This is a genomic window from Nocardia sp. NPDC050697 (assembly GCF_040654395.1).
Classification (GTDB): domain Bacteria; phylum Actinomycetota; class Actinomycetes; order Mycobacteriales; family Mycobacteriaceae; genus Nocardia.
Window position 1 is genome coordinate 421,560 of the sequence record NZ_JBFAHY010000006.1, and the last position, 23,481, is coordinate 445,040.

18 protein-coding genes are annotated in these 23,481 nt (G+C 73.1%); 3 read left to right on the plus strand and 15 right to left on the minus strand.

Annotated features, from left to right (window positions below; all coding sequences use genetic code 11):
* Positions 1-325: 325 nt before the first annotated feature.
* Genes pyrF through pyrR form a run of 7 tightly spaced genes read right to left on the minus strand, consistent with a single transcriptional unit; the run spans position 326 to position 8,973 of the window.
* Entirely contained in the window at positions 326-1,144 is an 819-nt protein-coding gene (gene pyrF, locus AB0H71_RS22950) for an orotidine-5'-phosphate decarboxylase (protein ID WP_357024339.1), read from the minus strand.
* Complete coding sequence (gene carB, locus AB0H71_RS22955; protein WP_357024342.1) at positions 1,141-4,476, minus strand: carbamoyl-phosphate synthase large subunit; 3,336 nt, start codon at positions 4,474-4,476, stop codon at positions 1,141-1,143. The genes pyrF and carB overlap by 4 nt, the downstream gene beginning before the upstream one ends.
* A 1-nt stretch (position 4,477) precedes the next feature.
* Positions 4,478-5,593 (minus strand): glutamine-hydrolyzing carbamoyl-phosphate synthase small subunit, encoded by a 1,116-nt coding sequence (carA, locus tag AB0H71_RS22960; protein WP_357024345.1) that lies wholly within the window; start codon positions 5,591-5,593, stop codon positions 4,478-4,480.
* Positions 5,590-6,099: a transporter gene (locus AB0H71_RS22965; protein WP_357024348.1), complete on the minus strand. Its 510-nt coding sequence runs from the start codon at positions 6,097-6,099 to the stop codon at positions 5,590-5,592. The genes carA and AB0H71_RS22965 overlap by 4 nt, the downstream gene beginning before the upstream one ends.
* Entirely contained in the window at positions 6,099-7,406 is a 1,308-nt protein-coding gene (locus tag AB0H71_RS22970; RefSeq protein WP_357024351.1) for a dihydroorotase, read from the minus strand. The genes AB0H71_RS22965 and AB0H71_RS22970 overlap by 1 nt, the downstream gene beginning before the upstream one ends.
* Entirely contained in the window at positions 7,403-8,365 is a 963-nt protein-coding gene (locus AB0H71_RS22975; protein WP_357024354.1) for an aspartate carbamoyltransferase catalytic subunit, read from the minus strand. Before AB0H71_RS22975 ends, AB0H71_RS22970 begins: the two co-directional genes overlap by 4 nt.
* On the minus strand, positions 8,365-8,973 hold the full coding sequence (pyrR, locus tag AB0H71_RS22980) for a bifunctional pyr operon transcriptional regulator/uracil phosphoribosyltransferase PyrR (protein ID WP_357024357.1): 609 nt from the start codon (positions 8,971-8,973) through the stop codon (positions 8,365-8,367). Before pyrR ends, AB0H71_RS22975 begins: the two co-directional genes overlap by 1 nt.
* A gap of 169 nt (positions 8,974-9,142) precedes the next feature.
* On the opposite strand from pyrR, the gene AB0H71_RS22985 reads away from it, so the two are divergent.
* Positions 9,143-9,766: an alpha-ketoglutarate-dependent dioxygenase AlkB gene (locus AB0H71_RS22985; RefSeq protein ID WP_357024360.1), complete on the plus strand. Its 624-nt coding sequence runs from the start codon at positions 9,143-9,145 to the stop codon at positions 9,764-9,766.
* Between the two features lie 47 nt (positions 9,767-9,813).
* Positions 9,814-10,557, plus strand: a complete 744-nt coding sequence (locus AB0H71_RS22990) for an HD domain-containing protein (protein WP_357024362.1) — start codon at positions 9,814-9,816, stop codon at positions 10,555-10,557.
* A 3-nt stretch (positions 10,558-10,560) separates the two neighbouring features.
* On the opposite strand, the gene AB0H71_RS22995 is transcribed toward AB0H71_RS22990, so the two are convergent.
* Complete coding sequence (locus AB0H71_RS22995; protein ID WP_357024365.1) at positions 10,561-11,118, minus strand: DUF4334 domain-containing protein; 558 nt, start codon at positions 11,116-11,118, stop codon at positions 10,561-10,563.
* A gap of 65 nt (positions 11,119-11,183) precedes the next feature.
* A complete protein-coding gene (locus AB0H71_RS23000; protein ID WP_357024368.1) occupies positions 11,184-16,862 on the minus strand; it encodes a TIR domain-containing protein in 5,679 nt (1,892 codons plus the stop codon).
* Positions 16,863-16,924: 62 nt separating this feature from the next.
* Between AB0H71_RS23000 and AB0H71_RS23005 the strand changes: the two genes are divergently transcribed.
* The gene (locus AB0H71_RS23005) at positions 16,925-18,142 is read left to right on the plus strand and encodes an SLC13 family permease (protein ID WP_357024370.1); all 1,218 of its coding nucleotides are present in this window, start codon (positions 16,925-16,927) and stop codon (positions 18,140-18,142) included.
* Between the two features lie 121 nt (positions 18,143-18,263).
* On the opposite strand, the gene AB0H71_RS23010 is transcribed toward AB0H71_RS23005, so the two are convergent.
* From AB0H71_RS23010 to AB0H71_RS23035, 6 genes are all read right to left on the minus strand, one after another.
* Positions 18,264-19,166, minus strand: coding sequence for an inositol monophosphatase family protein (locus tag AB0H71_RS23010; RefSeq protein ID WP_357024373.1), 903 nt, complete (start codon positions 19,164-19,166; stop codon positions 18,264-18,266).
* Between the two features lie 50 nt (positions 19,167-19,216).
* Positions 19,217-19,909, minus strand: a complete 693-nt coding sequence (locus tag AB0H71_RS23015) for a hypothetical protein (RefSeq protein ID WP_357024376.1) — start codon at positions 19,907-19,909, stop codon at positions 19,217-19,219.
* Between the two features lie 30 nt (positions 19,910-19,939).
* Positions 19,940-20,830 carry a hypothetical protein gene (locus AB0H71_RS23020; RefSeq protein WP_357024378.1) on the minus strand — a complete coding sequence of 297 codons (891 nt, stop codon included), beginning with the start codon at positions 20,828-20,830 and terminating at the stop codon, positions 19,940-19,942.
* 223 nt (positions 20,831-21,053) lie between these two features.
* Positions 21,054-21,563 (minus strand): transcription antitermination factor NusB, encoded by a 510-nt coding sequence (gene nusB / locus AB0H71_RS23025; protein ID WP_357024381.1) that lies wholly within the window; start codon positions 21,561-21,563, stop codon positions 21,054-21,056.
* A 20-nt stretch (positions 21,564-21,583) separates the two neighbouring features.
* Entirely contained in the window at positions 21,584-22,147 is a 564-nt protein-coding gene (gene efp, locus AB0H71_RS23030; RefSeq protein ID WP_067656953.1) for an elongation factor P, read from the minus strand.
* Positions 22,148-22,197: 50 nt separating this feature from the next.
* Positions 22,198-23,358, minus strand: a complete 1,161-nt coding sequence (locus AB0H71_RS23035; RefSeq protein WP_357024385.1) for an aminopeptidase P family protein — start codon at positions 23,356-23,358, stop codon at positions 22,198-22,200.
* Positions 23,359-23,481 lie beyond the last annotated feature (123 nt).

The following is a 23,481-nucleotide window of genomic DNA, read 5'->3' on the forward strand; positions in this document are numbered from 1 at the left end:
CCGCTAACGGACGCGGGAGAGTTTCGCGCGTCGCTCACCGAGGGTACGCCGCCACCGCCGTGACCTCACCGAACCCACGTCGACCTGGGACTTTGCGGCGATGTCCGGAATTTGCGTGGAAGTAGCGACGCCGTGGGCGCGCCGCTCGGCAACCGGCACCCGCGCGACCTGCAATTTTCTCGAAAATATCGGCGTGTCCAGCAAAGACCCTCGGCGTGTCGCGGGATTTTCCCGGTCGTGAATTTCGTACCCACCGATGGAAAAAGTCGTGCCCGGACGCGGAGAATCCGCGCCCGGGCAGCGAGAGGGACGTGATCGTGCGGGCTCAGCCGAGGAAGCCGAAGGCGTCCTGCAGCTCGGCCAGGCGGGTGCGCAGCGCCCGCGGGGACGGCCCCGCGCGCAGCAGCTCCCTGGAGACGGCGGGGACCACATCGGGCAGCACGGCGGCGGGCAGCAGCGCGCGCACCGACTCCGGGCCGCCGCCCTGGGCGCCGATCCCCGGCATCAGAATCGGGCCGCCGAGCGCGCTCAGATCCGGCGCCTCGGCCAGCGTGGCGCCGACGACCACGCCGACCGACCCCGCCGCGGCGCCGGCATTGCGCACGGCCGCCTCGTCCACCATGGCCTGCGCGACCACCCTGTCCCCCGCCACCGCCTGCTGCACCTGCGGCCCCTCCGGGTTGGAGGTGGCGGCCAGCACGAAGACCCCGCGGTCGTTCGCCCGCGCCAGCTCCAGCGCCGGCTCCAGCGAGCCGAAGCCGAGGTAGGGCGAGACGGTCACCGCGTCGCTGCCGAGCGGGCCGTCGGCCAGCCAGGCGTGCGCGTAGGCGTCCATGGTGGAGCCGATGTCGCCGCGCTTGGCGTCGGCGAGCACCAGCGTGCCCGCCGCCCTGAGCTCGGCGACGGCGCGCTCCAGCACCGCGAGCCCGGCCGAGCCGTAGGTCTCGAAGAAGGCGACCTGCGGCTTCACCAGCGCGACGTTCCCGCGGTACACCTCGACGCAGGTCTCGGTGAAGGCGGCGAGCCCGGCCGGGTCCGGCGTCAGCCCCCACTCCCGGAGCAGCCCGGGGTGCGGGTCGATGCCCGCGCAGACCGGCCCGTACTTGCGCGTGGCCTGCCGGAGCCGCTCGCCGAACGCCGTCATCCGCGCAGCACCGAGTGCAGCTCCTGCAGCGAACGCACCCCGATGCCGCCGTTGATGGCGGCCTCGATGCCCTGCACCGCCGCGGCGGCGCCCTGCACGGTGGTGATGCACGGGATGTTCACCCCGACCGCCGCGCTGCGGATCTCGTAGCCGTCGACGCGCGGCCCCGAGTTGCCGTACGGGGTGTTGAACACCATGTCGACCTCCCCCGCCCGGATCAGGTCCACGATCGAGGGGCCGTCCGCGTCGGTGGCCTCGTCCGAGTGCTTGCGCACCTGATCGCAGGGGATCCCGTTGCGGCGCAGCATCTCCGCGGTGCCCTCGGTGGCGAGGATGCGGAAGTTCAGGTCGTGCAGCCGCTTGACCGGGAAGACCATGGCCCGCTTGTCCCGGTTGGCGATGGAGACGAAGACCGTGCCCGCGGTGGGCAGCGAGCCGTAGGCGGCGGTCTGGCTCTTGGCGAAGGCGGTGCCGAAGTCGGCGTCGATCCCCATCACCTCGCCGGTGGACTTCATCTCCGGCGAGAGCAGCGAGTCCACCCCGGTGCCGTCGGCGCGGCGGAACCGGTTGAAGGGCAGCACCGCCTCCTTCACCGCGACCGGCGCGTCCAGCGGGACGTGGCCGCCGTCGCCCTCGGGGGGCAGCATGCCCTCCTTGCGCAGCCCGGCGATGGTGGCGCCCATGGTGATCCTGGCCGCCGCCTTGGCCAGCGGCACCGCGGTGGCCTTGGAGACGAAGGGCACCGTGCGGCTGGCGCGCGGGTTGGCCTCCAGCACGTAGAGCACGTCGTCCTTGAGCGCGTACTGCACATTCAGCAGGCCGCGCACCCCGATGCCCCTGGCCAGCGCGATGGTCGAGCGCCGCACCGCCTCGATATCGCTGCGGCCGAGCGTGATCGGCGGCAGCGCGCAGGCCGAGTCGCCGGAGTGGATACCGGCCTCCTCGATGTGCTCCATGACGCCGCCGAGGTAGACCTCCTCGCCGTCGCAGAGCGCGTCCACGTCGATCTCGATGGCGTCCTCGAGGAAGCGGTCCACCAGCACCGGGTGGTCCGGGTTCAGCTCGGTGGCGCGGGAGATGTACCCCTCCAGCGCGTGCTCGTCGTAGACGATCTCCATGCCGCGCCCGCCGAGCACGTAGGAGGGGCGCACCAGCACCGGGTAGCCGATCCCGGCGGCGATCTTCTTGGCCTGCTCGACGGTGGTGGCGGTGCCGTACTTGGGCGCGGGCAGCCCGGCCGCGACCAGCACGTCGCCGAACTCGCCGCGATCCTCGGCCAGGTCGATGGCGGCGGCGCTGGTGCCGACCACCGGCACCCCGGCGTCGGTGAGGCGCTGCGCCAGCCCGAGCGGGGTCTGCCCGCCGAGCTGCACGATCACCCCGGCCACGGTGCCGGATTCGCACTCCGAGGCGTACACCTCGAGCACGTCCTCGAAGGTGAGCGGCTCGAAGTAGAGCCGGTCGGCGGTGTCGTAGTCGGTGGAGACGGTCTCCGGGTTGCAGTTGACCATCACCGTCTCGTATCCCGCGGCCGAGAGCGTCTGCGCGGCGTGCACGCAGGAGTAGTCGAACTCGATGCCCTGGCCGATCCGGTTCGGGCCGGAGCCCAGGATGATGACCTTCTCCCGCTCGCGCTGCGGCGCCACCTCGGACTCCGCGGCGGGGTCGAGCTCGTAGGCGGAGTAGTGGTACGGCGTCTTCGCCTCGAACTCGGCGGCGCAGGTGTCCACGGTCTTGAAGACCGGGCGCACCCCGAGCCGGTGCCGCAGCACCCGGACCCCGGTCTCCCCGGCGAGCTCGGGGCGCAGCGCGGCCAGCTGCCGGTCCGAGAGGCCGTAGTGCTTGGCCCGGCGCAGCAGCGGCTCGTCCAGCACCGGGGCGTCGAGCAGCTCGGCGCGCAGCTCCACCAGCCCGGCCACCTCGGCGACGAACCACGGGTCGATCCCGGACGCTTCGGCCACCTCCTCGATGCCCGCGCCGAACCGCAGCGCCCGCTCCACCTGGTAGATCCGGCCCTCGGTCGGCACCCGCAGGTCGGCCAGGATCTCCTCGATGGCGGGCCTGGCATCGTCGCCGCTCGGCGCCCAGCGGCCGTCGTCGGTGGTCCAGAACCCGGCGGCCTTGGTCTCCAGCGAGCGCAGCACCTTGCCCAGCGCCTCGCTGAAGTTGCGGCCAAGCGACATGGCCTCGCCCACCGACTTCATGGTGGTGGTGAGGGTGGCGTCGGCGCCGGGGAACTTCTCGAAGGCGAAGCGCGGCGCCTTGACCACCACGTAGTCGAGCGTCGGCTCGAAGCAGGCGGGCGTCTCGCCGGTGATGTCGTTGACGATCTCGTCCAGGGTGTAGCCGATGGCCAGCTTGGCGGCGATCTTGGCGATCGGGAAGCCGGTGGCCTTGGAGGCCAGCGCCGAGGAGCGCGAGACCCGCGGGTTCATCTCGATCACGATGAGCCTGCCGTCGGCCGGGTTCACCGCGAACTGGATATTGCAGCCGCCGGTGTCGACGCCGACCTCGCGCAGGATGGCGATGCCGAGGTCGCGCAGCTTCTGGTACTCGCGGTCGGTGAGCGTCATGGCCGGGGCGACGGTCATGGAGTCGCCGGTGTGCACGCCCATCGGGTCGACGTTCTCGATCGAGCAGACGACGACGACATTGTCCCGGCCGTCGCGCATGAGCTCGAGCTCGTACTCCTTCCAGCCGAGGATGGACTCCTCGATCAGGACGTTCGCGGTGGGCGAGGCGGCGAGCCCGCCGCCGGCGATGCGGTCCAGGTCGGCGTGGTCGTAGGCCATGCCGGAGCCGAGCCCGCCCATGGTGAACGACGGCCGCACCACGACCGGGAAGCCCAGCTCGGCGACGGTGTCGCGGACCTCGTCCATGGTGAAGCAGACCCGGGAGCGGGCGCTCTCGCCGCCGACCTTCGCGACGATGTCCTTGAACTTCTGCCGGTCCTCGCCGCGCTGGATGGCGTCGAAGTCGGCACCGATCAGCTCGACGTCGTACTTCTCCAGCACCCCGCGCTCGTGCAGCGCGACCGCGGTGTTCAGCGCGGTCTGGCCGCCGAGGGTGGCCAGGATGGCGTCCGGGCGCTCCTTGGCGATGACCTTCTCGACGAACTCCGCGGTGATCGGCTCCACGTAGGTGGAGTCGGCGAACTCGGGGTCGGTCATGATGGTCGCCGGGTTGGAGTTCACCAGCGACACGCGCAGCCCCTCGGCGCGCAGCACCCGGCAGGCCTGGGTGCCGGAGTAGTCGAACTCGCAGGCCTGGCCGATGACGATCGGACCGGAGCCGATGACCAGGATGTGACGCAGATCCTCGCGACGAGGCATATCAGGCTCCTTCCAGCAGACCGGAGAACCGATCGAAGAGATACGCGGCGTCGTGCGGGCCGGCGGCGGCCTCGGGGTGGTACTGCACCGAGAAGGCGCGGCCGTTCACCAGCCGGACGCCCTCGACCGCGCCGTCGTTGGCGCAGACGTGGCTGACCTCGGCGCGGCCGAACGGGGTGTCGAACTGCTCGCCGCGCTCGCCCTCCAGCGCGAAGCCGTGGTTCTGCGCGGTGATCGAGACGCGGCCGGTCTCGTGCTCCAGCACCGGGATGTTGATGCCGCGGTGCCCGAACTTCATCTTGTAGGTGCCGCGGCCGAGCGCCCGGCCCAGGATCTGGTTGCCGAAGCAGATGCCGAACAGCGGCAGCCCGCGCTCCAGCACGCCCCGCGTGAGCGCGACCGCGCCGTCCTGGGTGGCCGGGTCGCCGGGGCCGTTGGAGAGGAAGACCCCGTCCGGGCTCAGCTCCAGGATGCGCTCCAGGGAGGTGGTCGCCGGGACCACGTGCACCCGGATGCCGCGCTCGGCGAACATCCGCGGGGTGTTGGTCTTGATGCCGAGGTCGACCGCGACAACCGTGTGCTTGTGCCCGCCGACCGGCTCGATGGTGTAGACCGCGTCGGTGCTCACCTCGTCGGCCAGGTCGGCGCCGAGCATGGACCCCTGGCCGGTGACCCTGGCCACCAGCTCGTCGGTGCCGGCCAGCGCCGGACCGGAGAAGATGCCCGCCTTCATGGAGCCGCGGGTGCGCAGGTGCCGGACCAACGCGCGGGTGTCGATGCCGGCGATGCCGACCACGCCCTGCTTCTCCATGGCCTCCGGCAGCGTGGTGGTGGCGCGCCAGTTGGAGGCGCGGCGCGCGGGGTCGCGCACGGCGTACCCGGCGACCCAGATCCTGCCGGACTCGTCGTCCTCGTCGTTCCAGCCGGTGTTGCCGATCTGCGGGGCGGTCGCCACCACGATCTGGCGGTGGTAGCTGGGGTCGGTGAGGGTCTCCTGGTACCCGGTCATGGCGGTGCAGAAGACCGCCTCCCCGAGCGTCTGGCCGACGGCGCCGTAGGCGGTGCCGCGGAAAATCCGGCCGTCCTCCAGCACCAGCGCCGCTTGCTGTCCTGTCATCCCTCGTCGTCTCCTGTCGTCGGCCGGGACGGGGCTGCCGTCCAGGCCGGATACACGGTCTTGTCGTCGCCGCGGAACCCGGTGTCGATCTCGGTGCCGGTCGGCAGCGTCCAGCGCACGACCAGCACCCCGCCCTCGGTCATCACCTTGCCCGCGTGGCCGCGCTCGGTGCGCACCACGCTGATCGATTCCTGCGGCATCCAGATGGCCTGCGCGCCCGCGCGCTCCAGCAGGATGCCGTGCTCGAAGCGGGTGAGCTCCGCGGTGGCACGGAAGCCGAGGTCGCCGACGGCGATCCGGTCCTGCCAGCTGGGCGCGATGGTGCTGCCCAGGTAGAGCCCGGTGGTGGGCTCGAGCAGCTGGGCGCCGAGCTCGGCGGGGACCGGGGGCAGCTCGCCGATCCGCTCGGCCTGCCGCTGCGCCCGGTTCTGCCAGCCGCGGTACATGAGGTAGAGCCCGAGCAGGAAGCAGAGCAGCAGCCCGGCGACCCAGAGTATGCGTTCCATCAGTACCCCTCCGCTCGCACCGCGACCGCGCCGTCGCGGGCGGTGATCCGGCCGCGCAGCACGGTGGCGGTGACCCGCGCGCGGAACGTCATCTCCTCGAACGGGGTGTTCTGCGCGATGCTGGCGAGTTCCCGGCCGCGCACGGTCCACTCCGCGTCCGGGTCGACCAGGGTCAGGTTGGCCGGTTCGCCGACGGCGATCGGGCGGCCCTGGTCGTCCAGCCCGGCGATCCGGGCCGGGTTCTCGCTCAGCACCCGCGCCACCCCGCGCCAGTCCAGCAGCCCGGGGCGCACCATGGTCTGCTCGACGATGGCGAGCGCGGTCTCCAGCCCGAGCATGCCCGGGCGGGCGGCCGCGAACTCGCAGCACTTGTCCTGCTCGGCGTGCGGCGCGTGGTCGGTGGCGACGCAGTCGAGCACGCCGTCGGCGAGCGCCTGCCGCAGCGCGGCGGCGTCGGACGCCTCGCGCAGCGGCGGGTTCACCTTGTTCACCGCGTCGTAGGTCGCCAGCCGGGAGTCGTCGAGCAGCAGGTGGTGCGGGGTCACCTCGGCGGTGATCGCAATGCCCTGCGCCTTGGCCCATTTCAGCAGCTCGACGGTGCCCGCGGTGGAGGCGTGGCAGATGTGCACGCGGGCGCCGGCGTCCCTGGCGAGCAGGGCGTCGCGGGCCACGATCGACTCCTCGGCGGCGCGCGGCCAGCCGGCCAGCCCGAGCCGGGCGGCGTTCGGGCCCTCGTGCGCGACCGCGCCGACGGTGAGCCGCGGCTCCTCCGCGTGCTGCGCGATGAGCACGCCGAGCGAGTTGGCGTACTCCAGCGCGCGGCGCATGATCAGCGGGTCGGCGACGCAGTGGCCGTCGTCGGAGAAGACCCGGACCCCGGCCTCGCCCGCCGCCATGGTGCCCATCTCGGCGAGCCGCTCACCCTTCAGCCCCACGGTGACCGCGCCGACCGGGTGCACGTCGACCAGCCCGACCTCGCGGCCGCGCCGGAAGACGTGGTCGGTGACGACCACCGAGTCGGCGACCGGGTCGGTATTGGCCATGGCGAAGACCGCCGTGTAGCCGCCGAGCGCCGCCGCGGCGGAGCCGGTCTCGATGGTCTCGGTGTCCTCGCGGCCGGGTTCGCGCAGGTGCGTGTGCAGGTCGACGAAGCCGGGGAGCAGTACCCGGCCGTGCGCGGCGAGGACCTCGGCGTCGCCTGCGTCCAGGTCGGCGCCGATCTCCCGGATCTCGCCGTCCGCGATCAGCACATCGACCGGCTCCCCCTCGCCGTAGAGCAGAGCGCCCTGAATCAGCAGCCCGCTCATACCCCGACCGCCTCGTGGGTTCCGACCAGCAGCCGGAACAGCACCGCCATGCGCATGTGCACTCCGTTCGTCACCTGTTGCAGGATCGCGGCCCGATTCGAGTCGGCCACCGGCGAGGCGATCTCCATGCCGCGCAGCATCGGCCCCGGGTGCAGCACCACCGCGGCCTCGTCGAGCAGCGCCAGCCTGCGCTCGGAGAGGCCGTACCGGATCGCGTACTCGCGCGCCGACGGGAAGAAGCCGCCGTTCATCCGCTCGGCCTGCACCCGCAGCATGAGCACCGCGTCGGCGCCGGGCAGCTCCGCGTCGAGCGCGTGCGAGACCCGCGCGGGCCAGGACTCCACCCCCACCGGGAGCAGGGTGCGCGGCGCGACCAGCACCACCTCGGCGCCGAGGGTGTGCAGCAGCAGCACGTTCGAGCGGGCCACCCGGCTGTGCAGGATGTCGCCGACGATCAGCACCCGCCTGCCCTCGATGTCGCCGAGCCGCTGGCGCAGCGTGAGCGCGTCCAGCAGCGCCTGGGTCGGGTGCTGGTGGGTGCCGTCGCCGGCGTTCACCACCGCGGGCCCGCCGGGCCTGCCCTCGGCCACCGCCCAGGCATCCAGCCAGCGCGCGATCTGGTGCGCGGCGCCGGAGGCCGGATGCCGCACCACCAGCGCGTCCGCGCCGGCCGCGTGCAGCGTGAGCGCGGTGTCGCGCAGCGACTCGCCCTTGGCGACCGAAGAGCTGCTGGCGCTCACATTGATCACGTCGGCGCTCATCCACTTGCCCGCGACCTCGAAGGAGACCCTGGTGCGGGTGGAGTTCTCGTAGAACACGGTCATCACGGTGCGGCCGCGCAGCGTCGGCAGCTTGCGCACCTCGCGGCCGAGCAGCGCCTGCTCGAACCGCTCGGCCTCGTCGAGCAGCTCGGTGGCGGCCGCCCGGTCCAGGTCGGCGACCGTCAGCAGGTGTCGCATCAGGCCTCCTCCTCGTGGTGCAGGTAGACGCCGTCGCGGGCGTCGTGTTCGGTGAGCAGCACCGAGATGTCCTCCGCGCGGTTGGTCGGCACGTTCTTGCCCACGTAGTCGGCGCGGATCGGCAGCTCGCGGTGGCCGCGGTCGATCAGCACCGCGAGCTGCACGGCGCGCGGGCGGCCGAGGTCGCGCAGCCCGTCCAGCGCCGAGCGCACGGTGCGGCCGGAGAACAGCACGTCGTCGACGAGCACCACCAGCGCGTCGTCGATGCCGCCGTCCGGCACCGAGGTGCGCTCCAGCGGCCGGTGCGGCCGGGAGCGCAGGTCGTCGCGGTAGAGCGTGATGTCGAGGGAGCCGAGCGCGGGGCGGACGCCGGAGAACTCCTCGATCCGATCGGTGAGCCGGGCCGCGAGCGTGGTGCCGCGGGTCGGGATGCCGATCAGGACCACGCGCGGCGGGTCCGGCTCGCCGGAGTCCAGCGCGGTCTTCTCGATGATCTGGTGCGCCATGCGGGCGACGGTGCGCCCCACATCGGCGGCCGAGAGCAGCTCGCGGGCGCCCGCGAGCCGATCGGCGGAGTGCCGCTCGGAGGTGTCGTCGGGCACGGCCATGCCGACCTCCTTCCCCGCCTCACCGGACGGTCCGTTAAAGGATGTCTTTCCGAGCAAGGAGCCTAGCAGCGCCGCGAAGGTGCCTTTCACCAGCGGTATCGCGATGTGAGGTCGGCCACGCCCGACACCGTTATAGCACAGGTGTTCGAATAGCTGTAGAGTCGCCCGCATGACCGCCTTCCAGGGTTCGCTCTTCGACCAGTCGCCCGCGGCCGGGCTCGGCGAGCTCGCCGGGCTGCGCCGCACCGAGCTGGGGCAGGGCGCCTGGGTCGACCTGCTGCCCGGCTGGCTCACCGGCGGTGACGCGCTCTTCGACCGGCTCGCCGCCGGGGTGCCGTGGCAGGCCGAGCGCCGCCCCATGTACGACCGGGTGGTGGACGTGCCGCGGCTGCTCTGCTTCTACGGCGAGCGGGATCCGCTCCCCGACCCGATCCTGGCGTCCGCACGAGACAACCTCTCCGTGCACTACGGACCCGAGCTACGCGAGCCGTTCCGCACCGCCGGGCTGTGCTGGTACCGCGACGGCAGGGACAGCGTGGCCTGGCACGGCGACACCATCGGCCGCGGCGCCACCCACGACACCATGGTCGCCATCGTCTCGCTCGGCACACCCCGCGCACTGCTGCTCCGCCCGCGCGGCGGCGGCGCCAGCCGGCGCTACCACCTCGGCCACGGCGATCTGCTGGTGATGGGCGGCTCCTGCCAGCGCACCTGGGAGCACGCGGTGCCGAAGACCAGGCGCCCGGCCGGGCCGCGGATCAGCGTGCAGTTCCGGCCGCGCGGGGTGCGCTGACCGGCGCTCGGTCGGCCGCGCCCGGCGCGCCGGGATAGATTGCTCGCATGGGCACACCGGAGGCGGGGGTACTCGCCGTGATGCCGCTGCACACCATCAGCGAGGTCTACGGCGAGGAGGGGCTCCGCGAGCGGCTGCGCCACGAGGTGGCCGAGCTGCCGGGGCGGGACGACGTGCTCGCCGCGCTCGAACTCGCCGCCGAGCTGCACCGCGACGACCGGTACGGCCGCGAGCCCTACCTGAGCCACCTGCTGCGGGTGGCGATCCGGATCGTCAGCCACTACGAGGTGCGCGACGCCACCCCGGTCATCGCCGGGCTGCTGCACGACGCCGTCGAGGACCACGCCCCGGAACTCGCCGCGCTGCACGGAGATTCGAGCGCCGAACCGCGTGCCGCCGCGCTCGCGCTGCTCACCGAGCGGTTCGGCCCGGGGGTGGCGGAGATCGTCGCCGCGGTGACGAACCAGGAGCGCGACCCCGCCGACCCGGCCGACGTCGCCGACCGGCACCGCCGCTACCGCGAGCACATCGCGGCCAGCCTGGACCACTCCCCCTGGGGCCGGGTGGTGAAGCTCTCCGACTTCACCGACAACGGCGTCGGCATCCTCTACGCCACCGGCCCCGCCATGCCCCGGCTGGCCCGCAAGTACGCCCCGCTCACCGACGTCTACCGCGAGCTGCTCCGCCGCCGGGACACCCCCCTCGCCGCGCACGTCAAGGAGTACATCGCCGCCCAGCTCGACCGCGCCGACGAGCGCTTCGCCGCCATCCTCGCCGAGGAGCCGGGCTAGCCGTCAGCGCTTCAGCACGAAGAAGTACGGCTCGGCCAGGTCACGCATGTCCATGATGCCGAGCAGGGTGTGCTCGTCGACCCGCCGGAAGTGGTCGATGATCGGCAGGTGGTCGTAGACCATGGCGACGCTCACCGCGCCGCGGTACTCGATGTCGCGGAGACGCGCGGTGTACTTGCGGGTGCGCAGCGCGATCCCGAGCACCGGCAGCGCTTTGTTGATCAGCCGGACCCCGGAGAGCGGCACCTTGTCGGTGAGGGTCAGCGGGACGCGGCGCGGGTCGACCGGGAAGACGGCGCCGGTGGAGTCGGCGAAGAGCAGCGGGTGCACCTGCTCGGGGCCGTCGAACTGCTTGCCGTACCAGCCGGAGGCGACGAGCACGCCGGCGAACGGGTGCCCGGTGTCGAGCTCCGAACCCTGCCAGCGGCCGAGCGTCACCTCGTCGGTGCGGGCGGGGGCCAGGCTGTCGAAGAGCGCCCACGCCTGCTCGGGGGTGGCGCCGGACTGCTGCAGCAGCGCCAGCTCGGCCGCTGCGGTGGCAGCGCTGTCGATCGCGACCATGTCGGTGTTCTCTCCTCGTGTCGGGCCCGTGCAACGATCAGAGTATCTGTCTCTCAGAGTATCGGTCAGAACGGCTCGTCCGGCGCCAGCCTGCGGATCTCCGGGAGCTGGGCGTCCAGCTCGCCGGTCTCGAAGCGAGTGGTGCCGACGACGTGCCAGAACTGCCCCGCGGTGTCGCCGGAGATCTTGTACCTGCCGTCCGGCGCCAGCGCGGCCCAGCCCTCGGGCAGCCCGAGCAGCGCCGCCCTGATCCGCGGCGCCGCGATGTCGGCGAGGTCCCAGAGCAGCACGGTGCCGTCGTCGCCGCCACCGGCGAGCAGCTTTCCGGCGGGGTCGAAGGTGACCGACCAAACCCGGCGGCGGTGCCCCTCCAGGGTGTGCAGGTGTGTGCCGGTGGCGATATCCCAGAGCCGGATCACCAGGTCGTCGCCGGCGGTGGCGAGCAGGCCGGTGACCGGGTCGGCGGCGGCGGTCCAGAGCCGGTCGCTGTGCCTGGTCAGCTCGTGCCGGAGCGCGCCGGTGCCGAGGTCCCAGATCCGCGCGGTGGTGTCCCAGGAGGCGCTGATCACCGAGTCGCCATGGAAGGCGACGGCGTACACCCGGTCGGTGTGGCCGCGCAGGGTGCGCAGCAGCTCGCCGGAGTGCACGTCCCAGACCCGGACCACGGAGTCGTCGCAGCCGGTGGCCATGAGCGTCCCGGCGGCGTCGAAGGCGATGGAGCGCACCCGGCCGCGGTGCTCCCGGCACACCAGGTACTGGGCGCCGGTGGTGCGCCGCCAGAGCACGACGGTGTCGTCGTCGTTGGCGGTGGCCAGCAGCGTGCCGGTGGGGTCGAAGGCGCTGGCCCAGATGGGCGCGGCGTCGACCCCCAGATGCCGCTCGTAGAGGTCGGTGCTCAGGTCGAGCATGCTGAGCCTGCCGTCGTTGCCGACGGTGGCCAGGGTCTGCGGCCTGCCGGGGACGAAGGCCGCGGACTCGTAGGTGACCAGCCGGTCCTCGCTGCCGACGAGCCGGCGCCCGGCACCGCCGGTGACCGGGTCCCAGAGCCGGACGCTGCCGTCGTTGCCGCAGGCGGCGAGCAGGCTGCTGTCGGCGTTGAAGGCGACGGTGCGAATACTGCGGCCGTGCCCGGCGAGGGTGTGCCTGCAGTGCCCCGTGCCCGGATCCCAGAGCCGGGTGGTGAACTGGTCGTCGGTGACGGCCAGCTGGCCGCCGCCGGGCCGGAAGGCGAAGGGCCACACCGACCCGGTGTGCGCGGTGAGCCGATGCCCGGTGACCGCGGTGTCGGCAGCGCGCACGCAGACCACGCCCGCGCTGTCGGCGGAGGCGAGCAGGTCACCGGCGTGGTCGAAGGCGACCCAGTACAGCGCCGCGGCGTGGTCGGCGGCGGTGTGCGCGAGTGCGCCGGTCTCGGTGTCCCAGAGCCGGATCACGCCGTCGGTGTCGCCGGAGGCGAGCAGCGGCCGGGCCGGGTGGAAGGCCAGCGTGTAGACCGCGCCGGTGTGCCCGGCCAGCTCGTGCAGCCCGGTCGCGGGGTTCCAGAGTGCCAGCGCGCCGCGGCCGCCGCCGATGGCGAGCACGGTGCCGGTGGGGTCGAAGGCGAGCCGGTAGACCGCGCCGCTCGCCGCGGTGAAGCGGTGCAGCTCGGCGCCGGTCCCGGCGTCCCAGACCCGGACCGTGCCGTCGCGGTACCCGGCGGCCAGCCGGGAGCCGTGCACGGCGAGGGTGTAGATCAGCTCGCCCGGCCCCGCCGGTTCGGTCTCGTGCCGCAGCTCGCCGTCGGGCAGCGACCAGACTCGAAGCACTCCTTCCGCGTCGCCGGTGGCGAGCAGCCCATCACCCGCCACCACCGGCCAGGCCCATTCGCGGTGTCCGCGCAGGATGTTCCTGCTCTCCCCCGTCCCCGGGTCCCACAGCCCGACATTGCCGTCACCGGAGCCGCTGATCAGCAGCGATCCCGCGTAGAGCACGGCGAAGGTGCGGGCCCGGTGCCCCTGCAGGGTGCGCAGCGGACGGCCGGTGTCGGCGTCGTAGAGGTGCACGCCCCCGTCGTCGCTGCCGATGGCGATGGTGCCGCCGTCCGGGCTGTAGGCGATGGGCTGCGGCAGCCTGCCGTGCCTGGCGTGGAAGCCGTGCCGGACGCCGAGCGCGGCGGGCGCGAACTCGGTGACGGCCCGGCCGCCGGGCAGCACCGCGGCGCCGAGCCGGTCCAGCCCGTCCGGGGCGCCGGTCACCGCGAGCAGCGCGGTGCGCAGCCAGCGCGCGCCGTCGGTGCGCGCGCCGGTCAGGTCGGTGCGGGTGAGCCGGGCGCGGCTCAGGTCGGCGCCGGTGAGATCGGCGCCGGAGAGGTCGGCCTCGTCCAGCCGGACCCCGACCAGCCCGGCATCGCGCAGCACCGCGCCGCGCAGGTCGGTGCCGACCAGCCGGGCGCCGGTGAGGTCGGCGCCGGTGAGGTCGACCTCGCGCAGGTCGCGGTAGGAGAGGTCCTCCCCCGCCAGCATCGCGCCGCGCAGGTCGGCCGAGCGCGAGGTGCGCAGCCGGGTGGTCACCCGGATGGCGTTGGTGCGCAGCACCTCGTCGGCGTCCGGCTCGGCCAGCACCGCCTCGGCCCATTCGCGCAGCGAGCGGGCATCGGTGAGGTCGCAGAGGAAGTCCACCGAGAGCGGGGAGAGCAGCGCCTGCGCGAGCTGCGGCGGGGTGCGGTCGCCGCCGCGGAAGCGGTCCGCGATATGATCCGCCACCAGCCACTCCGCCACCGAGGCGTGGATGAAGCCGAACAGGTCCTCCTCGGTGCGCACCAGCAGGCTGCCGGAGCCGATGGCGTGCGCCGACTGCGGGATGGAGAGCCGCTGCGGCCCGGCCAGCTCCACCAGCTCGCGCGCGACGTCGGTGAGCTCGGCGCGGCGCAGGTACGGCTCGCCGGTCTCCCAGACCCGCAGCGCGAAGGCGGTGACGGCCTGCCACATCTCGGTCAGCCGCAGCCCCGGCTGGGAACCGGGGCCGCCACCGGCTCGCTCCGCTTCATAGGAGAGCCAGAACTCCAGGATCTCCCGGTACAGCCCGGCCGCGCCGACCGCCTGCCGCGCCCCGGCCGCCGCCCGCAGCCGGCGGTCGTCCAGGTCGGCGATGAAGCTGAGCATGCGCGGGTTGCGGGCCAGCCCGAGCAGCTCCTCGATCCCGGTGAGCAGCCGCATCCTGGCCTCGGCGCGCGCGGTGTCGCCGCCGTACCGATTGGCCAGGAAGGCCTGGATCTGCGCCGGGCCGAACTCCTCGATGCCGAGGATGCGCCGCTCGCGCAGCGCCCCGACCCGCTCGCCGAGCGCGGTGAGCACCTGCGCGCGCGAGGCGAAGTGCTGGGTGCGCGCGGCCACCACGATCTTGGCCTTGCCCTCGGCGGCGCGCAGCAGCGTCTCCAGGTGGTCGGCGGCGAATTCGTAGCTGATCCGGTTCACCAGCTCGTCGAAGCCGTCGAAGAGCAGCACCACCCGGCCCTCGGCGAGCATGTAGCGCAGCGCCTTCAGGTCGATCCGGTCCTCGCCGTGGTTGGCCAGGTGCGCGGCGACCAGGGCGTCCACCGAGTGCGTCTTGTCCAGGTGCCGCAGCTCCACCAGGATCGGCACCAGCGCGGGCATGGTCTCGGTGATCCGGCGGGCCAGCTCGCGCAGCGCGAAGGTCTTGCCGCGCCCGAAATCGCCGAGGACGAGCACGAACCGGCCCTGGTCGGCGGCGACCACCCGGAGCAGCTCGGCGACCAGGTCGTCCTCGACCCGCTGGTCGCCGTGGTCGAGGACGCGGAAGCGCTGCGGCACGTACAGCTCCGGCGGGTAGCGCTGGTCGGTGCGCAGCCGGGCGGCCTGCCCGGTCAGGTAGTCGTCGAGGTCGAGCAGCCCCTGGAATTCGCTGAAGCTGCGCACCCGAAGCCCGTACCCGGCGGCCTGCTCGCGCAGCGAGCGCGACGGCGGCGCGCCCCGGTACACCAGCTCGGAGCCGAACCCCGGCTCGTGCGCGAGCACCGCCTCCACCACCTCGCGGGTCACCTCGCCGACGTGCACCGCCACCCGGGACTGCACGGTGACGCCGTCCGCGTCCCTGGTGACCAGCAGGTGCGGCGGCGCCGCCGCCACCCGGCGCACGGTGGCGCCGGGGTGCCTGGCCTCGACCACCTCGGCGACCCTGGCCAGCAGCCGGTCGTGCGGGTCGAGCGCCGGGTCGTCGGCGGGCGGAGCGGGCAGCGCGGGGACCTCGGCGGCGGCGGTGAGCGCCGCAGTGGCCCTGGTGAACTCGACCGGGACCAGCGCCGCGGGCTCGGTGGCGCCCGCGGGGTAGCGGGCGACGCCGTCCGCGGTGATGTGCAGGATCTCCGCGGCGCCGGGCGCGGCGGCGGGCAGCACGGGCAGCACGCCGTCCAGCCGGTCGGCGAGCACGCCGCCCGGGCCCGGCCCGTGCAGCAGCAGGTTGAGCCGGTTGCCGAGCAGCCTGCTGAGCACCGGCACGTCGTGCAGCAGCGCGGGGTCGCGCGGATCGCCGCCGGGGCCGGGCAGCGGGTCGTGCCGCAGCAGCCCGATCCGCAGCCAGCCGTCGTTCTCGAAGGCGCGCAGCCGCTCCGCGAACCAGGCCGCCTGCACCTCGCCGAGCAGCCCGTGGTCGTCCTCGGGCAGGTGGGTGGCGGCCATGGTGGAGTCGAGCCCGGCCACCACCACCCGCAGCGCCGGGACGGGAAACAGCGTCCACGGCTGCCCCACGTCGAAGACCAGGTGCTCCAGCCCCTGGTACAGCTCGCCGAAGAGCCGGGTGAACTGCTCCAGCTTGGGGAAGTAGGGCGGCTGCGGGGTGCGGTCGCGGGCCTCGCAGTTCAGGAAGTAGGCGTGGCAGGCGGCCTTGGAGACGTCGTGGTTGCCCGGCACCACCGCGATCCGGTCCGGCTCCAGGCCGAGCAGCACCCGGAGTCCGGTGAGGAAGGCGAGCGCCTCGTCCGCCTCCTTGGGTTTGCCGGACTCGGTGAGATCACCGGAGACCAGCAGCAGCTCCGGCGCGGGCACCCCCGCGTCCACCGCGTGCGTGACATTCGCCCAGATCCGGGATTGCAGGTCGCGGGCGGTGCCGGGCTCGGCGCCGAGCAGGCCGCGGCCGAAGCGCGGCCCGGCGATGTGCAGCACGCTCACGCCGGGCTGCCGCGGCGCGCCGCCCGGCGTGCCGGGGAAGCCCGGCTCCGCCACCGGGACGTGCCGGTTGGCGCGCTCGGCGGCCGCCGCCGCGACCCGCTCCAGCTCCGGGAAGTGCCGGTCGTCGTAGCGGCCGACCGGGAAGCCGGGCGCGGCGGCGGGCTTGTTCCGCCCGGCCAGCACCTGCCGCACCCGGTCGAAGAGCACCGCGCGGGCCCGCTCCGCATCGGTGACGCCGAGCAGGTCGATCCAGGTGAGCGTGGCGAGCAGCCCCTCCGGCGCGCACTCCCCGATCCGCACCGGGATGAGCTTGCCCGGGTCGGTGCGCATGGCGGCCTGCCACTCCATGGTGCCGTACCGGGAGGCCAGGTAGTGCTCCGAGAGCAGCGCCAGCATCACCGACGAATCCCGCACGCCGCGGTCCATGAAGTCGATGAAGTTGGTGCCGGGCACGAAATCCCACGCCTGGATGAGCGTGCTGTACCCGGCCGTCTCCAGCTGCCAGGCCAGCCAGGTCGCCCAGCGCTCGTCCGCCGGTGAATAGCTGACGAAGAAGTCCCGTGCCCGCCCCTGATCCGTCACACCCGACAGTATGGCCCACCCGATGGACATGTCCCGCAGGCGATTACTGCCATGATGGGGTCGTGCCCGAGCCGGTCGAACCCTCCTCGCCAGGTACGACGAGCACGCTGGATCGCCTGCGGATCGGGCTGCTGGTGGCCGGTGTGCTCTGCGTCGTCACCGGGCTGCTCCCGCGCGCCGAGGCGGTGGCCAATATGCGGCGCATCGGCCCGCTGCTGCTCTTCCTCGGCAGCGTGATCGTGCTGGCCGAGCTGACCAGGCGGGCCAAGGTCTTCGACGTCATCGCGCACCGGCTCGCCATCGCCGGCCGGGGCCGCTACCCCGCGCTCTTCGCGCTGTGCGTGGTGTTCGCGGCGGGCACCACCATCCTGCTGAACCTGGACACCACCGCGGTGCTGCTCACCCCGGTCACGCTGGCGCTGGCCGGCCCGGCCCGGATCCCGCCGCTGCCGCTCGCCATGACCACGCTGTGGCTGGCCAATACCGCCAGCCTGCTGCTCCCGGTCTCCAACCTCACCAACCTGCTCGCCGCCGAGCGGATCGACCTGAGCGCCGTCGAGTTCGCCGCCGTGATGGCGCTGCCGCAGCTGGTGGCGCTGGCGGCGACGGCGCTCTGCCTGTGGTGGTTCTACTGGCGGCGGGCGCACCGCGGCGCCGACACCTACCTGCCGCCGGAGCCGGTCCGGCTGGACGGCCCGCGCGACCGCGCCCTGCTGCTCGCCACCGCCGCCGCCTGCCTGCTCTTCGTGGCGGCGATTCCGCTGCTCGGCGAGCAGATCGGGATCGCGGCGGTGCTGGCCGCGGCGCTCGCGGTGGCCGCCTTCGCGGTCTGGGACCGCGCCGCGCTGCGCTGGTCGCTGCTGCCGTGGCGGCTGCTGGTCTTCGTGGTGGGGTTGTTCCTGGTGGTGCCGACGCTGAGCCGGTTCGGCCTCGGCGAGCTCATGGGCGCGCTGATCGGCACCGATCCCGGTGCGGCGGGCGCCTTCCGGGCCGCGGCGGCGGGGGCGGGGCTGTCCAATATCGCCAACAACCTGCCCGCCTACACCGCGGGCGAGGCGGTGATCCCGGTGGAGAACAGGACCCAGCTGCTCGCGCTGCTGATCGGCACCAATGTGGCGCCGATCGTGACGCCGTGGGGCTCGCTCGCCACACTGCTCTGCCTGGAGTACTGCCGGGCGCACGGGGTCTCGGTGCCCCTGCGCCGCTTCGCGCTCACCGGGCTGGTGCTGGCGCTGCTCGCCACCGGCGGCGCCGTCGCCGCCCTGGTGCTGACCGCCTGACGCGCGACCCGGGCACGGTCGCCGCCCGCCCTCCACCGCGCGGCCGGTCTCGGCAACCCGTCCCGGTCTCCACCGCGGGGCCAGTCTTGGCCGCTCGCACCGGTCTCGGCCGCCGGGCCGCTCAGCCGGGCAACCCGCTCACCCGCACCGCGGCCGCCGACTCCACCAGCCCGGCCAGTGCGGGCAGCACCTCGGGGCGGGCCGCGACGAAGTCGATCGCGCCCCCGGCCGGGGTGATGTGCTCGATGAGCGGCGCGCCGTCGAAGCCGACGATCCGCACCCCGGCCTCGCGCGCGATGAGCGTGCCCGCGGGCAGGTCGATCTGGCCCGCGCCGTACCCGACGAAGCCGTCGATATCGCCGCGGCTCAGCATGATCCAGCAGAGCAGCGGCGACCAGAGCTGGATGAGCCTGCGGGCACCGGCCTCCAGCGTCAGCCGCAGCGCCCGCGCGGCGGGGTCGGTGCGCCGGATCGGATACCCCTGCAACCAGGCCAGCACCGGCCCCGACCCGGTCGCCGGGCCGCTGCCGCAGCGCAGCCGGCCGTCCGGGCCGTGCGCCCCGCGCCCCCGGATCGCCGACCAGGTGTGACCCGCCACCGGTTCGTGCACCACGCCGAGCACCGGGGTGCCGCGGTGGCAGAGCGCGATGCCGACGGTGCAGACCGGCAGCCCGATGGCGATGTTGTTGGTGCCGTCCAGCGGGTCGACCACCCAGGTCCAGTCGGCGTCGAAGCCCTCGAGCAGCCCGGATTCCTCGGCCAGCACCCGGTGCCCGGGGAAGGCGCCGCGAATGCGGTCCAGAATGATCCGCTCGGCGCGCAGGTCGAGCTCGGTCACCAGGTCGCCGCCCGCGTCCTTGACGCTGATGCCGAGCGCGCCGTGCAGCCCCGCCCTGATCACCGCGCCCGCCTCCTCGGCGGCCGCCACGGCGACCCGGGCCGCGGCGAGCGCGACCGTGCTCACCGTCGGCGCGGCGAAGCCACCCGCCCCGGTGCGGCCGGTGACCACCTCACGTGTGCGCATGGCGCTGCCTCCGCTCGCCCGGCCGAGTCCGGTCGACCGTCGCACCACTGTCATTCATCGGGCCTCCGGTCGCTGGTGGCGTCGTCGCGCAGCCGGGCCAGAACGAGTCCGGCCACCCGACGGGTCTCCTCGGGGGTGCACACGGTCCGGTGCACCCGGTGGTCGTGGACGTGCGGCGGGGCGAGCGACAGATCCGGCCTGCCGTGCCGATCCCGGCCCAGCGCGACCGTGGCGGCCTCGCCGCCCACCTCCGAGAGATGGAATACACCGTGCGGCAGGTCGTACACGTCGCCGCGCCGGAAGAACTCCCGCGACCTGCGGCGATACGAAACCATGCGGTCCGTGCCGCGCACCTGGTCGCCATCGCGTCCGCTGTGGATTTCGTAGAGCCGATGGGTCGGCGCAACACCGCCCGCGTCGATCTCCACCACTTCGTTACCGACCTCACCGTAGAGCACCGTGCTCACCAGGTCCCAGCTGTGCGCGTGGATCGCCGAGGTGGTCGAGGAGGAGCACACCCCCGCGGTCCAGACGTGCAGGCAGACCCCGTGCCCGTCCTCCCGGGACACCGGGAAGCAGACGAAGCCGAGCGGGTGCCGCACCGCGTGCGCCGGCCGGTCCCCGGTGAGCACCGCGGCCAGGTAGCCGGAGGCCCAGGTGCGCACGGCGTGCGGGCGGCCGCCCTGCAGCAGCAGTTGCAGCAGGCGGTAGTCGGAATCGGGGTGCGGGGCGATGCTCTCCATGGCGGGACTCACGGGTTCAGCGGGTGGCGATCAGTACGGGTTCCTCGGCTGCAGGGCGCGGCGCACGATGTCGGCGACATCGCGGTCGGTGAAGGTGGCGGGCAGCGGCAGCGCGAGCGCGTCGAAGAGCCTGCGCACCTGATCCACCGAGGGTTCGTCGGCGAGCGGGACGGTGTCGGCCCGGCTCAGCTCCACCTCTTTGGCCTGCTTGAAGCTGGCCACCAGCTCGCGGCTCAGGTCGCGGTAGTAGGGCTTGTCCCGCTCGAACATGAGCGCGGGCGAGTTGGTGCTCTCCTGGGTGACGATCACGCAGCTGGACGAGAGATCCCAGCGGAAGGTCGACATCACCTTGGAGAGCCCGACCCCAATGGTGAGGAAGGTGAAGCGCTGCCGGTACCAGCAGGCCGCGAGCACGGTGGCGAAGGCCTCGCGCCGGGTGCGGTCGGTGGTCCAGGCCTCGCCGGTGCGGTCGCCCTCCGGGGTCAGCGAGGTGCGGAACTGGGCGTAGATCTTGCAGAGCTGCTCGTCCGAGGGGTCCAGGATCTCCAGCTGCATGCGCAGCGGCCGCTGCTCGCGCCTGGCGTTCTCCACGCAGGAGCGCAGCGTCACGGCGCGAATGTAGGTCCCGGTGCCGCCCTTGAAGATCCACTGCTCGGTGCCGCCGCGGGCCAGCGTGTGCGCGTGCCCGATGGCCGAGCCGTACAGCAGCTGCACCGACGACGCGTCCCTGAGCGCCTGCGCGGACAGGTGCCGGTCGCGCAGCAGCGTGCCCGCGAGCAGACCGAGCACCAGCAGCACGATGGCATTGACGCTGTCCACGTCGATCAGATCCAGCACCGCCAGAATGCCGACGATGAACGCCAGGACCAGCGCCACGAGCCCGTCGATGTTGTTGCGCAGCCACGCCAGCGCGCGCGTCATCGGAACTCCCCTCCACGTGTGCGTCCAGCATACGGGTGGGGTGCGCGCGGCAGGACCGAACCCGGACCGATTGCCTCACAGGAAGGTTGGGACACGAGCTGCCGCCTCGGCCGCGACCGAATTTCTCGGGCGGGCCAAGTGCGCGCGCCGGAGAGCGGCGCCGCACCGACGTCAGTTCACGACGTCCCACCGTGGCGCACAGGCCAGCCGCCGCGGCCGGGCGTCAGTTCGCGGCGTCTCCGCGCGGCGCCCTGGTGGCCGCGGCGGCGGCGCGCACCTGCTCGGCGACGAGCACCACCTTGCCGAGCACGCCGTTCACGAAGCCCGGCGAATCGTCGGTGGAGAGCTCCTTGGCCAGCTCGACGGCCTCGTCCACCGCGACCACCGGTGGCACGTCCGGTGCGTGGAACAGCTCCCACACGGCGATCCGCAGGATGGCCCGGTCCACGGCGGGCAGCCGGGAGAGGGTCCAGTCCTGCAGGTAGGACTCGATGGTGCCGTCCACCCGGTCGAGGTCGTCGGCGACACCGTCGACCAAGGTCCTGGTGTAGGGGTGGACCGGCGCGACCGTCTGGTCCCGGCCTGCCAGGTCGACCCGCTCGTCCGCGAGGACGGCCGGGTCGACATCACGCGCCTCGGCCTCGAAGAGCAGGTCCACGGCCCGGCGCCGGGCTTTGTGCCGGGCGCCGAGCTTCTTGTACGCGGGTTTCTTGTCCGCGGGCTGATCCGCCACGTCTCGGGTCGCCGGAGCCGTCAGGCGTTGACCCGGCCGAGGTAGCTGCCGTCGCGCGAGTCGATGCGCAGCTTGTCGCCGGTGTTGATGAACAGGGGCACCTGCACCTCGGCGTCGGTCTCCAGGGTGGCGGGCTTGGTGCCGCCGGTGGAGCGATCGCCCTGCAGGCCGATGTCGGTGTGCTTCACCACGAGCTCGACGGTGACCGGGAGCTCCACGAAGAGCGCCTCGCCCTCGTGCGTGGCGACCTGCACCGACATGTTCTCCAGCAGGAAGCGGGCACCGGGGCCGACGGTGGACTCGCCGATGGAGATCTGGTCGTAGGTCTCGCCGTCCATGAAGATGTAGTCCGAGCCGTCGTGGTACAGGTAGGTCATGTCCCGCCGGTCGACCGTGGCGGTCTCCACCTTGACGCCCGCGTTGAAGGTCTTGTCGACCACCTTGCCGGACAGCACGTTCTTCAGCTTGGTGCGCACGAACGCGGGGCCCTTGCCCGGCTTCACGTGCTGGAACTCGGTGATCTGCTGAAGTTGACCGTCGATCTTCAGCACCAGGCCGTTCTTGAAGTCGCTGGTGTCCGCCACTGTGCTCGGGTCTCCTCGTTGTCTGCGTCTGTCGATTCGCGGCGACCGGGTCAGCCGACCTCGGTCAGGTCCTTGCCGGTGCGGGTGAGCAGTTCCGGGCCCCCTTCGCGCACCACGAGCGTGTCCTCGATCCGGACTCCGCCGCGGCCGGGAAAGTACACACCTGGTTCGACGGTCACCGCCACGCCGGACAAGAGTGTACCGGTTGCCGTTTTCGCGATGCCCGGCGCTTCGTGGATGCGCAGCCCGACCCCGTGCCCGAGGCCGTGCACGAAGAACTCGCCCTGCCCCGCCGCCTCGATCACATCACGCGCGGCGGCGTCGACATCACCGGTCCGCGCGCCGGGGTGCAGCGCCTCCCGCCCCGCCCGCTGCGACTCACGCACGAGCTCGTAGACCTCGCGCTGCCATTCCGCGGCGGGGCCGAGGACGAAGGTCCTGGTCATATCGGAGTGGTAGCCGTCGACGATGGCGCCGAAGTCGATCTTCACGAAGTCACCGACGGCCAGCACCGCCCCGGTGGGCCGGTGGTGCGGCACTGCGGAGTTGGCGCCCGTGGCGACGATGGTCTCGAAGGCGACCCCGGCGGCGCCGTGCTCGAACATCGCCCACTCCAGGTCCCTGGCCACCTCCCGCTCGGTGCGGCCGGGGCGCAACCCGCCGCGCTCCAGCAGCGTGGCCAGCCCGGCGTCGCCCGCGGCGCAGGCGGCAGCGAGCCGGTCCACCTCGTAGCCGTCCTTGACCATCCGCAGCTGCTCGACCAGCCCGGGCACCGGAACCAGCTCCAGCCCGGTGCGCTGCTCCGCCAGCCCGCGGTGCTGGTCGACCGTCATCACGTGGCTCTCGTAGCCGATCCGGCCCAGCTGCCACTCCCCCGCCAGCTCGACGAGCCGCGGCGCGCAGGCCCTGGCGATCTCGGCGCGCAGATCGGGCACCTGCTCGGCGACCTGGCTGCGGTACCTGCCGTCGGTGCAGAGCACCGTGCGCTCCTCCGAGCCCCTGGTGTCCCACGAGTGCACGAGGAGGACGGCATTGGAGCCGGTGAAGCCGCTGAGGTAGCGGATGTTCACGAGATCGGTGACGAGCAGGGCGTCGACGCCGTTCTCCACCAGCAGGCTGCGCAGCGCGGAGCGGCGCCCGGCGTGATCGGGAACGAGCGGGGCACCGGCGGCGGGCGACCCGGAGGGCTGTGGCGCTGGATCATCGGGCATGGCCTCGAAACTACTCCGCCGGGCCGCTCCGGCCGCCCCGGAGCAGCCGAGTTGTGCACAGCCCCGGAGTTGTCCACAGACGCTCGAACTCCGCCCTTCGCCGGGGCCGCACCGGGGCAGGCT

Coding starts and splice junctions, on each gene's coding strand:
- pyrF (WP_357024339.1), bottom strand. CDS start 1,144: ATGACGGCGTTCGGCGAGCGGCTCCGGCAGGCCACGCGCAAGTACGGG.
- carB (WP_357024342.1), bottom strand. CDS start 4,476: ATGCCTCGTCGCGAGGATCTGCGTCACATCCTGGTCATCGGCTCCGGT.
- carA (WP_357024345.1), bottom strand. CDS start 5,593: ATGACAGGACAGCAAGCGGCGCTGGTGCTGGAGGACGGCCGGATTTTC.
- AB0H71_RS22965 (WP_357024348.1), bottom strand. CDS start 6,099: ATGGAACGCATACTCTGGGTCGCCGGGCTGCTGCTCTGCTTCCTGCTC.
- AB0H71_RS22970 (WP_357024351.1), bottom strand. CDS start 7,406: ATGAGCGGGCTGCTGATTCAGGGCGCTCTGCTCTACGGCGAGGGGGAG.
- AB0H71_RS22975 (WP_357024354.1), bottom strand. CDS start 8,365: ATGCGACACCTGCTGACGGTCGCCGACCTGGACCGGGCGGCCGCCACC.
- pyrR (WP_357024357.1), bottom strand. CDS start 8,973: ATGGCCGTGCCCGACGACACCTCCGAGCGGCACTCCGCCGATCGGCTC.
- AB0H71_RS22985 (WP_357024360.1), top strand. CDS start 9,143: ATGACCGCCTTCCAGGGTTCGCTCTTCGACCAGTCGCCCGCGGCCGGG.
- AB0H71_RS22990 (WP_357024362.1), top strand. CDS start 9,814: ATGGGCACACCGGAGGCGGGGGTACTCGCCGTGATGCCGCTGCACACC.
- AB0H71_RS22995 (WP_357024365.1), bottom strand. CDS start 11,118: ATGGTCGCGATCGACAGCGCTGCCACCGCAGCGGCCGAGCTGGCGCTG.
- AB0H71_RS23010 (WP_357024373.1), bottom strand. CDS start 19,166: ATGCGCACACGTGAGGTGGTCACCGGCCGCACCGGGGCGGGTGGCTTC.
- AB0H71_RS23015 (WP_357024376.1), bottom strand. CDS start 19,909: ATGGAGAGCATCGCCCCGCACCCCGATTCCGACTACCGCCTGCTGCAA.
- AB0H71_RS23020 (WP_357024378.1), bottom strand. CDS start 20,830: ATGACGCGCGCGCTGGCGTGGCTGCGCAACAACATCGACGGGCTCGTG.
- AB0H71_RS23035 (WP_357024385.1), bottom strand. CDS start 23,358: ATGCCCGATGATCCAGCGCCACAGCCCTCCGGGTCGCCCGCCGCCGGT.